The organism is Streptomyces sp. NPDC046335, assembly GCF_055587985.1.
On sequence record NZ_JBVJFF010000006.1, the window covers coordinates 185,053 to 198,884 of the forward strand.

11 protein-coding genes are annotated in these 13,832 nt (G+C 71.7%); 2 read left to right on the forward strand and 9 right to left on the reverse strand.

The features are described from left to right. Nucleotides 1-19 precede the first annotated feature (19 nt). Complete coding sequence (locus ACZ6JY_RS16305) at nt 20-655, reverse strand: helix-turn-helix domain-containing protein (RefSeq protein ID WP_469196955.1); 636 nt, start codon at nt 653-655, stop codon at nt 20-22. Between the two features lie 110 nt (nt 656-765). Between ACZ6JY_RS16305 and ACZ6JY_RS16310 the strand changes: the two genes are divergently transcribed. Beyond that, entirely contained in the window at nt 766-1,812 is a 1,047-nt protein-coding gene (locus ACZ6JY_RS16310) for an NAD(P)/FAD-dependent oxidoreductase (protein ID WP_469196476.1), read from the forward strand. Nucleotides 1,813-1,886: 74 nt separating this feature from the next. Here ACZ6JY_RS16310 and ACZ6JY_RS16315 read toward each other — a convergent pair whose 3' ends face one another. From ACZ6JY_RS16315 to ACZ6JY_RS16350, 8 genes are all read right to left on the reverse strand, one after another. Further along, nucleotides 1,887-2,654 (reverse strand): PIG-L deacetylase family protein, encoded by a 768-nt coding sequence (locus ACZ6JY_RS16315; protein ID WP_469196478.1) that lies wholly within the window; start codon nt 2,652-2,654, stop codon nt 1,887-1,889. 90 nt (nt 2,655-2,744) lie between these two features. Beyond that, nucleotides 2,745-4,046, reverse strand: a complete 1,302-nt coding sequence (locus tag ACZ6JY_RS16320; RefSeq protein WP_469196480.1) for an alpha/beta fold hydrolase — start codon at nt 4,044-4,046, stop codon at nt 2,745-2,747. A 150-nt stretch (nt 4,047-4,196) separates the two neighbouring features. Then, nucleotides 4,197-5,231, reverse strand: a complete 1,035-nt coding sequence (locus tag ACZ6JY_RS16325) for a LacI family DNA-binding transcriptional regulator (RefSeq protein WP_469196956.1) — start codon at nt 5,229-5,231, stop codon at nt 4,197-4,199. A gap of 91 nt (nt 5,232-5,322) precedes the next feature. Next, entirely contained in the window at nt 5,323-6,435 is a 1,113-nt protein-coding gene (rhaS, locus tag ACZ6JY_RS16330; RefSeq protein ID WP_469196482.1) for a rhamnose ABC transporter substrate-binding protein, read from the reverse strand. Nucleotides 6,436-6,532: 97 nt separating this feature from the next. Further along, entirely contained in the window at nt 6,533-7,555 is a 1,023-nt protein-coding gene (locus ACZ6JY_RS16335) for an ABC transporter permease (RefSeq protein ID WP_469196484.1), read from the reverse strand. Further along, a complete protein-coding gene (locus ACZ6JY_RS16340) occupies nt 7,548-8,627 on the reverse strand; it encodes an ABC transporter permease (protein ID WP_469196486.1) in 1,080 nt (359 codons plus the stop codon). Before ACZ6JY_RS16340 ends, ACZ6JY_RS16335 begins: the two co-directional genes overlap by 8 nt. Next, complete coding sequence (locus ACZ6JY_RS16345; protein ID WP_469196489.1) at nt 8,624-8,797, reverse strand: hypothetical protein; 174 nt, start codon at nt 8,795-8,797, stop codon at nt 8,624-8,626. The genes ACZ6JY_RS16340 and ACZ6JY_RS16345 overlap by 4 nt, the downstream gene beginning before the upstream one ends. Next, nucleotides 8,794-10,290, reverse strand: coding sequence for a sugar ABC transporter ATP-binding protein (locus ACZ6JY_RS16350; RefSeq protein WP_469196491.1), 1,497 nt, complete (start codon nt 10,288-10,290; stop codon nt 8,794-8,796). The genes ACZ6JY_RS16345 and ACZ6JY_RS16350 overlap by 4 nt, the downstream gene beginning before the upstream one ends. A 316-nt stretch (nt 10,291-10,606) precedes the next feature. Here ACZ6JY_RS16350 and ACZ6JY_RS16355 point away from each other — a divergent pair, with 316 nt between their 5' ends. After that, nucleotides 10,607-13,804 (forward strand): alpha-L-rhamnosidase, encoded by a 3,198-nt coding sequence (locus tag ACZ6JY_RS16355; protein ID WP_469196493.1) that lies wholly within the window; start codon nt 10,607-10,609, stop codon nt 13,802-13,804. Nucleotides 13,805-13,832 lie beyond the last annotated feature (28 nt).

A 13,832-nucleotide genomic window follows, 5' to 3' on the forward strand; every position in this document is an offset into this window, starting at 1 on the left:
CTTGCCGCTAGGGGAACCGTCAGTGACCCTTCTCCTTGCGCGTGGGCCGCGCCCGTACGTGCATGCGCTCACCCTGCGGCCCGAAGAGGCTGAGGAACTCGGCTCCCCCTTCGCTCGTCGCCCCGAACCAGTGCGGGACCCGGGTGTCGAACTCCGCGGCCTCACCGGGGCCGAGCAGCACGTCGTGATCGCCGAGGACGAGCCGCAGCTTTCCGGAGAGGACATAGAGCCATTCGTAGCCCTCGTGGGTCTGCGGCTCCGGCGCGGGTGCCGTGCGGGCGGGCTCGATCACCTTGTACGCCTGGAGCCCGCCCGGCTGGCGGGTGAGCGGCAGCATCGTGCGGCCGTGCCGGATGATCGGCTTGGCCCGCACGCGCGGGTCGCCCACGGGCGGGGCGCCCACGAGCTCGTCGAGGGGGACCTGGTGGGCGCGGGCGATGGGCAGCAGCAGTTCAAGGCTGGGCTTGCGGTGGCCCGACTCCAGGCGGGACAGGGTGCTGACCGAGATGCCGGTGGCCTCGGAGAGCCCGGCGAGGGTGGCGCCGCGCTCCTTGCGGATGCGGCGCAGGCGGGGGCCGACCTCGGTGAGGACCTCGTCCATCTCCTCGGGCTCGCCCGCCGGCTTTCCCGCGGCCCGTTCCGTCTTCTCACTCATGCCGTCGTCCTTTTCACTCATGCGGCCATCATGGCACTTCTTGCGGTATCAGCAAAGGCACTTGTCAATTTCGCAGCATCGGGGCGATGGTCTCCGTGGAGGTGGTCACCATGACCCGCAATATTTCGCACCACGGAGAACTGGACCGGCCGGGCTATGACGTGGTGGTCGTAGGCGGCGGCGCGGCGGGCCTGAGCGCGGCGCTCGTGCTCGGCCGCTCCCGGCGCCGGGTGCTCGTCGTCGACGCGGGCGAACCGCGCAACGCGCCCGCCACCCACATGCAGGGCTACCTGTCACGGGACGGGATGCCGCCCGCCGAGTTCCTCGCCGAGGGGCGCAAGGAGCTTCAGCGGTACGGGGTGGAGGTCCTGCGGGACCGCGTGAGCGCGGTGACCCCGGACGGCAGCGGGGAGTTCGGGCTCACCCTCGCCGAGGGCGGGGCCGTGCACGCCCGGCAGGTGGTCCTTGCCACCGGGCTCGTGGACGAGCTGCCGGACGTGCCGGGCCTCGCCGAGCGCTGGGGGCGGGACGTGCTGCACTGCCCGTACTGCCACGGCTGGGAGGTGCGGGACGAGGCCTTCGGCGTACTCGCCTCGGAGCCGTTCAACAGCCACCAGGCGCTCCTCGTCACCCAGTGGTCCAAGGACGTGACCCTTTTCCTGGACAAGGTGCGGGAGCTGCCGGACGCGGAGTGGGAGCGCCTCGCGGCCGCCGGGGTCTCGGTGGTCGAGGGCGAGGTCGCGGGTCCGGTGGTCGAGGACGACCGCCTCACCGGGGTGCGGCTCGCCGACGGGCGGGTCATTCCCCGCTCGGTGCTCTTCGTCGCCGCGAAGCCGGTGCCCCGATCCGGTCTCCTGGACGCGCTCGGCGCGCGGACGAAGGACACCCCGTTCGGCCCCTACCCGGCGCTCGACGAGGTGGGCAGGACCAGCGTCCCCGGCGTCTGGGCGGTGGGCAACGCGGCGACGGCCGCGGAACAGGTGATCAACGCGGCGAGCGCGGGCTACCGGGCCGGCCTCATGATCAACGCCGAACTCGTCATGACCGACGTCGAAGCGGAGGCCGCCCGCCGCCGGGCGGGGGTCTTCTCCCCGGAGGGCGAGGCGGCGGCGGCTCGGGCCGTGGCGGGGGACGAGGTGCACGGGCTTGCCGGCTAGGCCGGAGAGGCCCCCCGTCCGCGTCGACGGCGGCGGCTCCGAACGAGGCCTCGGGTCAACGAGCGGTGCCCGGGTCAGCGGCTGAAGACCTCGAAGCCCACCGCGGGCCGCCCGCCGAAGCGCGGCGCGAGCGCCCGGGCGCTGCCCGTGAGGAACGTACGGCAGTACTTCTCGGGGTCTTCCTCCGTCAACGCCTCGATGTACGTGCGGTGTTCGAGGAGGGAGGCCACGGACCGGTCGAGCCCGGCCGTGGCGTCCGCCGCGTGCGTGGGCGTCGACGAACCCGCGACGGCGACCCAGCGCACGCCGTCCCACGGTTCGAGGCCCTGCTCCTCCCTCAGCTCGGGGAAGATCCAGCGGTTGCCCGCGTCCGCCGCGGCGTCCAGCGTGGCCCGGCCCACCGCCACGTGGTCGGGCGTGTTCCAGGCGACGCCGCCCCAGGTGTCCCGGTAGTTGAGCGTGATGACCAGCTCGGGCCGGTGTCTGCGGATGGCGGCGGCGATGTCCTTGCGCAGCGCCGTGCCGTACTCGATGACGCCGTCCCTGTGGTCGAGGAACTCCACCGTCTCGACGCCGACGACGGCCGCGCTCGCCCGCTGCTCCCGCTCGCGCAGCGGCGCGCAGGCCGCCGGGTCGAGCGTGTCGATGCCCGCTTCCCCCCGGGTCGCCAGGACGTACGCGACCTCGCGCCCGCCGTCCGTCCAGCCGGCGATCGCGGCGGCGCAGCCGTACTCCAGGTCGTCGGGGTGGGCGACGACGGCCAGCGCCCGCCGCCAGTCCTCGGGCATGGGGTCGAGCTGCGCGGGCGCTGCGGCCTCGGCCGCGGTCTGTGACTCCGTCATGTCGGCAGCCTAATCGGCGGGTACGACAATCGACCGGCACTCACCGGTCCGGCAATCATCGGCCCGGCACTCACCGGTCCGGCCCGCCGGTCACGCCTCCCCGCGGACCATCGCGAGCAGCCGGTCGAGGACCTTCGGGCCGCCGACCCGCAGCCCGTCGTGCTCGAACTCGTTGGTGACCCAGGTGCGCAGCCCCCGGATCGCCCCGGCGGTGCGCAGCGAGTGGTCCGTGTCGACGTACATGTCGTCGTGGTAGACCGACGCGGCGGCCGGCACCTCGTTCGCCGCGAGCCGCGAGAGGTCGTACAGCCGCGGCCAGTCGGTGCGCGCGGCGAGCAGGTCGGCCGTCTCGCGCAGCGGACGGAGCGCGGGGTCGGTGTCGAACATCCAGCGCTGCACGGCCTCGCCGGTGAACAGCAGCGGTTCGTCGCCCGCCAGGGCCTTCTCCGCGTCGAACTCCGGGAACTCGGCGCGCACCCGCTCGGCCGCCCAGGCGATGGGCCGCTCACCCTGCCCGTAGATCGCCTCGTGCAGGACGGCGAAGAGCGGGTTGCCCGCGTAACTGAGGGCGGCCTGCACGTTCTCCTGGAACGCGTCGGAGAGCGCCGGGCCCGACGGCGTGCGCACGAAGGCGTCCTCGATGAGGTAGTGCAGACGGTGGCTGCCGTCGCCCATGCCGAGCAGCATGCCGAGGGACTGGAAGGCCTTGACGGTGAGCCGGTATCCGCCGTTCAGGACAGGCTCGTGCTCGGCGAGGTACGCGGCGATGCGCCGGGCGCGCTCCACGTCCTGCGGGTAGCGGGCGTAGTGCGCGGCGGTCTTGCGGGCCATGCGCGGGTAGGCCGCGCGGTAGACGTCGTCGGCGTGGCCGTCGAGCGTGGGCAGGCCGCCGGTGATCAGCGCGGCCGAGAGGCCCTCGGGAGCCGCCGAGAGGTAGTGCGTGGCGCAGAAGCCGCCGAAGCTCTGCCCGAGTACGGTCCAGGGGGCGCCGCCCGTCACCTCGGGGCGGATCGCCTCGCAGTCGCGGACGATGGAGTCGGCCCGGAAGTGCGCGAGGTAGTCGGCCTGTTCCCGGGGGCCGCCGCGCAGCGGGAGCGTCTGGCGGTTGGCGGGCGTGGAGCTGCCGGTGCCCCGCTGGTCGAGGAGGAGGACGCGGAAGTCCTCCAGGGCCCGGTCGAGCCAGGACTCCCTGCCGTGGAAGCGGGTGGCCCCGAAGCCCGGGCCGCCCTGGAGGTAGACGAGCCAGGGCAGGTCGTCGCCGCCGCGGGTCGCCGGGACGACCTCCCTGGCGAAGAGTTCGATCCGCTCCCCCGCCGGATCGTCGTGGTCCAGCGGCACGCCGAAGCGGCGGTCGGTGAGGACGACTCCTGGCTGTCGGTAGCTGACGGTCACAACTGCTCCTGAACGGGGTGGGCCGGGGTGACGGCGGCCGGCGGCGCGGCGACGTCACGGTGTACGGAACTGCCGCCCCAGTCCAGCACACCCACCGCGGCGCCGGACCGCCGGGCGGCACCCCTTTGCGGCAGCCCTTTGCGGCGGTCGTCAGCGAGGCGCCAGGCTGGACCGTCGTACGACCAGCTCCGGCATGAGCACCACGCGCCGGTGCTCGTGTCCGTTCTCACCGTGCGGCCGGGGCTCGGACTCCGTCTCCTCCATGAGCAGTTCCGCCGCCATCGCCCCCATGGTCACGGCGGGCTGGCGCACGGAGGTGAGCGGTACGACGGCGGCCGCCGCGAACTCGATGTCGTCGTAGCCGACGATCGCCACGTCCTCGGGGACGCGCACCCCGGCCGCGTACATCGCCTGGAGCACCCCGAGCGCGAGCAGGTCGTTGGCGCAGAAGACGGCCGTGGGCCGGTCCGCGAGGCCCAGGATGCGGGCCCCGGCGTCGCGGCCCGCGGCCACGTCGAGCCGCTCGGTGGGCAGCTCGCGCAGCGCGGAGGCGTCCAGGCCCGCCTCGGCGAGCGCCTGGAGCGCCCCCACGCGGCGGTCCTTGACCTGGTTGAGCCCGGGCGGGCCGCTCACGTAGGCGATGCTGCGGTGCCCGGCGTCCACCAGGTGGCGGGCGGCGAGCGCGCCGCCCATCACGTCGTCGACGGAGACCGAGCACTCCGTGGCGCCCTGCGCGACCCGGTCGACGAGGACGAACGGGATGCCGTGCCTGCGGAAGGCCGCGATGTTCCGTCCGGTGGCGTCGGCGGGGGTGAGCAGGACGCCGCGCACGCGCTGCTCGGCGAAGAGCGCGAGGTACTCGGCCTCTTCGGAGGGGCTCTGTCCGCTGTTGCACACCATGACGCGCAGCCCGGCGTCGTGCGCGGCCCGCTCCGCGCCGCGCGCGACGTCCACGAAGAACGGGTTGCCCATGTCGAGGACGAGCAGCGCCATGATGCGGCTGCGCCCCGCGCGGAGCTGCCGGGCCGACTCGCTGCGTACGTAGCCGAGCCGGTCGATGACCGCGCGCACCCGGAGGCGGGTCTCCTCGGAGACCATGTCGGGGCGGTTGATCACGTTCGACACCGTGCCCACGGACACTCCGGCGTGCTTCGCCACGTCTTTGATGCCGACCATGCGTTCCAGGTGCTCCATCCTGCTGTGCGGCCGTCCCCGGCCGTACGGACCAGCCTACTGAGGACTCAGAACCTGTACCGGACTCAGTCCTGTACCGGCCTCAGAACCTGTACTCGTCGATGTTCTTCTTGTCGAAGACGGTCGGCTCGCCCAGGTCGACCACGCCGTCGTCGCCGATCGTGAAGGTCCCCAGGTCGCCCGCCTTGAACGTCTCGCCCTTCTTGCCGGTGATCTGCCCGGAGGAGAGCGCGACGGCGGTGTGCGCCGCGAGCGCGCCGAGCTCGGCGGGGTCCCAGAGCTCGAAGCCCTTGACGGTGCCGTTCTTCACGTACTGGCGCATGTCGTTGGGGGTGCCGAGGCCGGTGAGCAGGACCTTGCCCTTGTACTTGGAGCCCGAGAGGTACTGGGCGGCCGCCTTGATGCCGACGGTGGTCGGCGAGATGATCCCCGCGAGCTTCGGATGCTCTTGGAGGAGGCCCTGGGTCTGCTGGAAGGACTGCTGGGCGTCGTCGTTGCCGTAGGCGGTCTTCACCAGCTTCATGTTCTTGTACTTGGGCTTCTTCAGCTCGTCCTTCATGTAGCCGATCCAGGTGTTCTGGTTCGTCGCGGTCTGGGCGGCGGAGAGGATCGCGATCTCGCCCTTGTAGCCGAGCTGCTCGCCCATGAGCTCGACCTGGGTGCGGCCGAGCGCCTCGGCGCTCGCCTGGGAGACGAAGACGTGCCGGCAGGCGGGCTTGGTGTCGGAGTCGTAGGTGACCACCTTGACGCCGTTCTTCATGGCCTGCTTGAGCGCGGTGCACAGCGCTCCGGGGTCCTGCGCGGAGACGGCCATGGCGTCGACCTGCTGCTGGGTGAGCGTGTTGACGTAGCTCACCTGGCCGCTGGTGTCGGTGGCGCTGTTGGGACCCGTCTCCTTGTAGTTCGATCCGAGTTCCTTCAGGGCCTTCTCGCCGCCCTTGTCGGCGACCGTGAAGTAGGGGTTGTTGACCTGCTTGGGCAGGAAGCCGACGGTGAGGCCCTTCTTCGTCTCCGCGTCCGGATCGGCCTTGGCGTTCGAGGCCTTGGCCGAGTCGTCGTCCTTGGCGGAGTCCTTGGTGGTGCCCCCGCAGGCCGTGGCGGTGAGGGCGAGGGAGGTGACCGCGGCGAGAGCGGCGCAGGCGCGGCGCAGGGCCACCCCGGCGGGCGTGCGGGAGCTGGGCAGGCGAGAGAACATCGTCGGTCCCTTTCGGAAAGTCGTACGGTGCTTCTTCGGAGAGTCGTACGGTGCTTCGTGATGTCAGGGGGCATGCGACGTCAGGGGGAGGGCGACGTCAGCGGGAGGGCGACGTCAGCTGCTTCGTGACGTCGGGCGGGGGCGCCGCCGCTCTGCGGCCCGCGCGCGCGGTGGCCACTTGCCGTGCCACGCGCGGCCCGAGGACCGACACCACGAGGAGCACACCCGTGACGACGATCTGGGACTGCGCGGAGACGTTGAGAAGGCTCATGGCGTTCTGGAGCGCGCCGAGCAGGAAGACCCCGGCGACGGCTCCGCCGAGGGTGCCCTTGCCTCCGTCGAAGTCGATGCCGCCGAGCAGCACCGCGGCGACGACGGAGAGCTCCAGGCCGGTGGCGTTGTCGTAGCGGGCGCTCGCGTAGTGCAGTGCCCAGAAGACGCCCGTGAGCGAGGCCATGAGGCCCGTGAGGACGAACAGCCACAGCTTGTGCCGCTTGACGCGCACCCCGGTGAACCGCGCGGCCTCCTCGTTCGCGCCGATCGCGAACAGGGCGCGCCCGAAGGGCATGGCGTGCAGCACGACGACGGCGATGGCGAGCAGCACGAGGAAGGGCAGGAAGGCGTACGGGACGAAGGTGTCGCCGATCCGTCCGGCCGCGAAGTCGAGGTACTGGGAGGGGAAGTCGGTGACGGCGTCCGACCCCAGGACGATCTGGGCGATGCCTCTGTAGGCGGCCATCGTGCCGATGGTGACGGCGAGCGAGGGCAGCCCGAGCCGGGTCACCAGGAGGCCGTTGACGAGCCCGCAGACCACGCCGAGCAGCAGGCAGAGCGGAATGATCGTCTCGATGGCGAGCCCCGCGTTCCACAGGGCGCCCATCACCGCTCCGGAGAGCCCCGCAGTGGACGCCACCGACAGGTCGATCTCGCCGGAGACCACGAGGAGTGTCATCGGCAGCGCGATCAGCGCGATGGGCAGTGTGTTGCCGATGAGGAAGGAGAGGTTGAGCGCGTTCCCGAAACCGTCGACAAAGGAGAACGACATCAGCAGAAGCACGACTAGGAGGGCGCCGACGACCGTGTCCCAGCGGACGGCGCGCGTGAGCGGGGAGTCAGCCATGGCGGGCGTTCCTTCTGTTCGATGCGGCCCTCTTCCTGTTGGATGCGCCCCTCTTCTTCAGCGCGTCGGCGACGCGCAGGGCGACGATCCGGTCGACGGCGATGGCGAGGACGAGCAGTACGCCGTTGATGGCGAGCACCCACACGGAGCTGACGCCGAGCGCGGGCAGCACACTGTTGATGGACGTCAGCAGGAGCGCGCCGAGCGCCGCTCCGTAGACGCTGCCCGAGCCGCCGGTGAAGGCCACGCCGCCGACCACGACGGCGCTGACGACGGTGAGTTCGTAGCCGTTGCCGGTCGCGGAGTCGACGTTGCCGAAGCGGGCGAGGTACAGGGCGCCGGCGAGTCCGGCGAGCGCCCCGCACACGGTGTACGCGATGAGGATCCGCTTGCGTACGGAGATGCCCGCGAGCCGTGCGGCCTCCGGGCTCGACCCGAGCGCGTACAGCTCGCGGCCGCCGCGGAAGTGCCGCAGGTAGTACGCGACGGTGACCAGGACGGCGAGGGCGATCAGGGCGAGCCAGGGGACCGCCGAGATGCCCCCGGAGCCGAAATCGACGAAGCCGCCGGACAGGTCGGACGCGGTGATCTGCCGCGAGCCGACCCAGATGGAGTCGATGCCGCGGATGACGTACAGCGTGCCGAGGGTCACGACGAGCGCCGGTACCTGGCCCAGGCTGACGAGGGCGCCGTTGAGGAGCCCGCAGCCGATGCCGAGCGCCACGGCGAGGACGATGGCGGTGACGGCGCCGCCGCCGCCCTGGAGGTGGTTGCCCGCGGCGAAGGCGCTGATGCCGAGTGTGGAACCGACGGACAGGTCGACGTTGCGGGTGATGACGACCAGGGCCTGTCCGGTGGCGACGAGGACGAGGATGGTCGCGTTCAGGAGCAGGTCCTTGATGCCCTGCTCGGAGAGGAACTCGCTGTTGCCCGCCTGGGTGAGGACGATCATCACCAGGAAGACCAGGAGTATGGCGAGCTCGCGCACCTTGAACACCCGGTCGACGAGCCGCCCGGCGCCGGCCTTCCCCGGGTCGACGGCGGTCGCGGAACTCCGCGTATCCACACTCACCCGAGCCTCCCGCCGACCTCACCGGCGACCGGCCCCCGCCGGCCCGCCTTGGGGCGGGGTTTCTGGTGCATGACCGAGGCGTGGGCAAGCCCGCGCCACGTTCCCGCCCCCGGCTCAGGAAGCCGGGCCGAGTCGCCGTCCCCGCCCGCGTCCATGGTGCGCCCTGTCATGCCGCCCTCCCCGTGGCCGCCGCCATCACCGATTCCTCCGTGGCGTCGTCCCGCGCGATCTCCGCGGTGAGCCGCCCCTCGTGCATGACGAGCACCCGGTCGGCCATGCCGAGGATCTCCGGCAGGTCGGAGGAGATCATCAGCACCGCGACGCCGTCCGCGGCGAGCGCGGAGAGCAGCCGGTGCACCTCGGCCTTGGTGCCGACGTCGATGCCGCGGGTCGGCTCGTCGACGATCAGTACGCGTGGGCCGGTGGCCAGCCACTTGGCCAGGACGACCTTCTGCTGGTTGCCGCCGGAGAGCGTCCCCACGGCGTCGGCGATGCGCGCGTACTTGACCTGGAGCCTGAGCGCCCAGTCCAGGGAACGGCTGCGCTCGGCCCCACGGTCCATCAGCCCCGCGCGGACCGTCGTACGCAGCCCCGTGAGACCGATGTTGCGCTCGATGGACATGTCCATCACCAGGCCCTGGGCGCGCCGGTCCTCGGGTACGAGGGCCAGTCCGGCCGCCATGGCGGTGCTCGGGGCGCCGTTGGTCAGGGCCTTGCCCTGGACCTCGACGGTTCCCGCGTCCCACCGGTCGACGCCGAACACCGCGCGGGCGACCTCGCTGCGCCCCGCCCCGACGAGGCCGGCGAGCCCGACGATCTCCCCGCACCTGACGTCGAACGACACGTCGGTGAAGACCCCTTCGCGGGTCAGCCGCCGCACGCTGAGCGCGACGTCACCGGTCTCGGTGTCCTGCTTGGGGTAGAGCTCGCCGAGGTCGCGGCCGACCATGCGGCGCACCAGGTCGTCCTCGGTGAGGCCCGCCAGGGGCTCGCTCGCGATGAGGGCGCCGTCCCGCAGGGTCGTGACGCGCTGGCAGAGCTCGAAGATCTCCTCGATGCGGTGGGAGATGAAGAGCACCGCGGCACCCTGTTCCCGCAGGGTGCGCACCACGCCGAAGAGGCGTGCCACCTCGCTGCCGGTGAGCGCGGCGGTCGGCTCGTCCATGATGAGCACGCGGGCGTCGAAGGAGAGCGCCTTGGCGATCTCCACGATCTGCTGGTCGGCGATGGACAGGCCGCGCGCCGGCTGCTCGGGGGCGAGGTCCACGGCGAGGCGCGCGAAGAGCGCCCCGGCCGCCGCGTCGACCGCCTTGTGGTCGACACGGCCGAGTGAGCGGCGCGGCTGGCGCCCCATGAAGATGTTCTCGGCGACGGACAGGTCGGGGAAGAGCGTCGGCTCCTGGTAGATGACGGCGATCCCCGCGTCACGGGCGTCGGCGGGTCCGTGCAGGACGACCGGCTCACCGTCGATGAGCAGCCCTCCGGCGTCGGGCCGGTGCACGCCGGCGAGCGTCTTGATGAGGGTGGACTTCCCGGCACCGTTCTCGCCCGCGAGGGCGTGCGCCTCTCCGGCGTGCAGTTGCAGGGAGACGTCCTGGAGGGCGCGTACGGCGCCGAAGGACTTGCTCAGGCCGTGCGCGGCCAGGACGGGGGGCTCTCTCATGGATAGCACCGATCGGTGACGTCCGCCCCTGACTGCGCGAAGGAGGCGGGAGGTGAGATGAGGTGAGGTGAGACGGGGTGAGATGGGGTGAGGTGAGATGGGGTGAAAGGATTCAACGAAGTTCCACGGAAGCTAGACCCGCGCCGACTTCACCGTCAATGGGTCGGACCCGAGAATCCTGACTTCCGCACGAAACAGCGTTGCAGCCGCCGAGAAACGGCGACAGGCACGCGAGATCCCTTGACAGTCACGAGCAGCGCTCCCTAACTTCGGCCTCTGTGAAACGATTCATCCCCGAGTCGTTACGGAGTTCCTTGTGATCAGCAGAAGACGACTGCTCGGCACCACCGCCACGGCCGCCATCGGCACGGCCGTCGCAGGAACCGCCCCCGCCGCCTCCGCGACCCCGCCGGGCAAGGCCCCCGCCCCGCCGCTGCGCGTGACCGCCCCCACCGTCGAGTACGTCCGGCATCCGCTCGGCCTCGACACCCCGCGCCCGAGGCTGAGTTGGCCCCTGGCCTCCGACGCGCAGGGCAAGGCCCAGAGCGCCTACCGCATCCGGGTCGCCACCGCCCCTGGCCGCCTCGACCGCCCCGATGTGTGGGACAGCGGCAAGGTCACCTCCACCGCCTCCGTCCTGGTCCCCTACGGCGGCCCCGAACTGAAGTCACGCACCCGGTACTTCTGGTCGGTCCGCGTCTGGGACGCCTCCGGCCGGCCCTCCGCGTGGAGCGAGCCGTCCTGGTGGGAGACCGGCCTCACCTCGGACTCCGACTGGTCGGCGCGGTGGATCGGCGCCCCGGCCGCGCTCGTGGACGCCCCCGCCCTCGACAAGGCCTCCTGGATCTGGTTCCCGGAGGGTGACCCCGCCACCAGCGCACCGGCCGCCACCCGCTGGTTCCGCCACCGCTTCGACGTTCCCGACGGCGTGACGCGGGCGCGCCTGGTCCTCACCGCCGACAACGGCTTCACGGCGTACGTGAACGGCACGCGCGTGGCCCACGCCGAGGCCGACAACGCGGCCGACAACTGGCGGCGCCCCGTCGTCGTCGACGTGAGCGACCAGCTCCGCCCCGGCGCCGCGGCCATCGCCGTCTCCGCGACCAACGCCGTGGAAGGGCCCGCGGGCCTCCTCGGTATCCTCGAACTGACCACCGGGGACGGCGAACGCGTCCTGGTCACCGACGCCAAGTGGAAGGCCGCCGACAAGGAGCCCTCCGGCGACTGGCGGGCCACCGGTTACGACGACGGTTCCTGGCCCGCCGCCAAGCTCCTCGCCGCGTGGGGCGCGGGCCCCTGGGGCAAGGTCGTGCCCAGCCACTCCCCCGCCGCGCAGCTCCGCCACGAGTTCCGGCTGCGGAACCGCAAGGTGGCCCGGGCCAGGCTGTACTCGTCCGCCCTCGGCCTCTACGAGGCGTTCCTCAACGGCGAGCGGGTCGGCGATGACCGCCTCGCGCCCGGCTGGACGGACTACGACAAGCGCGTCCAGTACCAGACGTACGACGTGACGGAGCTGGTCTCTTCCGGGGTCAACGCGCTGGGCGTGACGCTCGCGACCGGCTGGTACGCGGGCAACATCGGCTGGTTCGGCCCCCACCAGTACGGCGAGCGCCCCGCCTTCCTCGGCCAACTGGAGATCACGTACACCGACGGCTCGACCGAGCGCGTCCTCTCCGGGACCACGTGGCGCGCCGCCCTCGGCCCGGTCATCCAGGCGGACCTCATGTCGGGCGAGGAGTACGACGCCCGGCGCGAGACCAAGGGCTGGACGCGCGCCGGTTTCGACGACTCCACGTGGCTCGCCGCCGACGCCGTGGAGAAGGTGTCCGCCGCGCTCGTCGCCGCGGTGGACGGGCCCACGCGCGTGGAGCACGACATACGCGCCGAGAGGATGACCGAGCCGAAGCCCGGCGTCTTCGTCTACGACCTCGGCCAGAACATGGTCGGCGTGGTGCGCCTGACGGTCTCCGGCAAGGCCGGCACGACGATCACGTTGCGGCACGCGGAGGTGCTCAACCCGGACGGCACGATCTACACCGCCAACCTCCGTACGGCCCGCGCCACCGACACCTACACCCTCAAGGGCGGCGGCGAGGAGACGTACGAACCGCGCTTCACCTTCCACGGCTTCCGCTACGTAGAGGTCACCGGCCACCCCGGCAAGCCGCCGCTGGACGCGGTCCTCGGGCGGGTGATCCACACGTCGGCCCCGTTCACCATGGACTTCAAGACCGACGTCCCGATGCTCGACCAGCTGCACAGCAACATCACGTGGGGGCTGCGCGGCAACTTCGTGTCCATCCCCACCGACACCCCCGCGCGTGACGAGCGGCTCGGCTGGACCGGCGACATCAACGTCTTCGCCCCGACCGCCGCCTACACCATGGAATCCGCCCGCTTCCTCACGAAGTGGCTCGACGACCTGCGCGACGGCCAGTCGGACGACGGCGCGTTCACCGACGTCGCGCCGTACATCGGTCCCGTCGGCAAGGGCGTCGCCGGCTGGGGCGACGCGGGAGTCACCGTTCCCTGGGCGCTGTACGAGGCCTACGGGGACACCCGCGTACTGGAGCAGGCCTGGTCGTCGATGCTGAAGTGGCTCGACTACCTGGAGAAGCACAGCAGCGGCTACCTCCGCCCGGCGGAGGGTTACGGCGACTGGCTCAACATCCAGGACGAGACCCCCAAGGACGTCATCGGCACCGCCTACTTCGCGCACAGCGCCGCCCTGGTGGCGAAATCCGCCGAGGCGCTGGGCAAGGACGCGGCACCGTACACCGCGCTGTTCCGCAGCGTGCGCGACGCGTTCCGCGCGGCCTACGTCACGGACGGCGGCCGGGTGAAGGGCGACACGCAGACCGCGTACGTCCTCGCCCTGTCCATGGACCTGCTCGCCGAGGGTGACAGGAAGCCGGCCGCCGACCGCCTGGTCGAACTCATCAGGTCCAAGGAGTGGCATCTGTCCACCGGCTTCCTCGGCACTCCCCGCCTGCTGCCGGTGCTCACCGAGACCGGCCACAACGACGTCGCCTACCGGCTCCTCGTCCAGCGCTCCTTCCCGAGCTGGGGCTACCAGATCGACCGGGGCGCGACCACCATGTGGGAGCGCTGGGACTCCATCAAGCCGGACGGCAGCTTCCAGGACGCCGGCATGAACTCCTTCAACCACTACGCGTACGGCTCCGTGGGCGAGTGGATGTACGCGAACATCGCGGGCATCGCCCCCGCGGAACCGGGCTTCAAGAAGGTGCGCGTGCGGCCGCGGCCCGGCGGCGGCGTCACCAGGGCGCAGGGGCGTTTCGACTCGGTGCGCGGGCCGATCACCACGCGCTGGCAGGCAGACTCCGACGGATTCAGCCTCACGCTCACCCTGCCCGCCCACACCACGGCCGAGGTGTGGATACCGGCCGAGAAGGCCTCCCAGGTGCGGCACGGCTCGGCCGAGTTCCTGCGGATGGCCGACGGCTGCGCCGTGTTCGCCGCGGCCTCGGGCACCCACCACTTCTCCAACTGACCGACTACGTACGAACATTCTGAAGGGC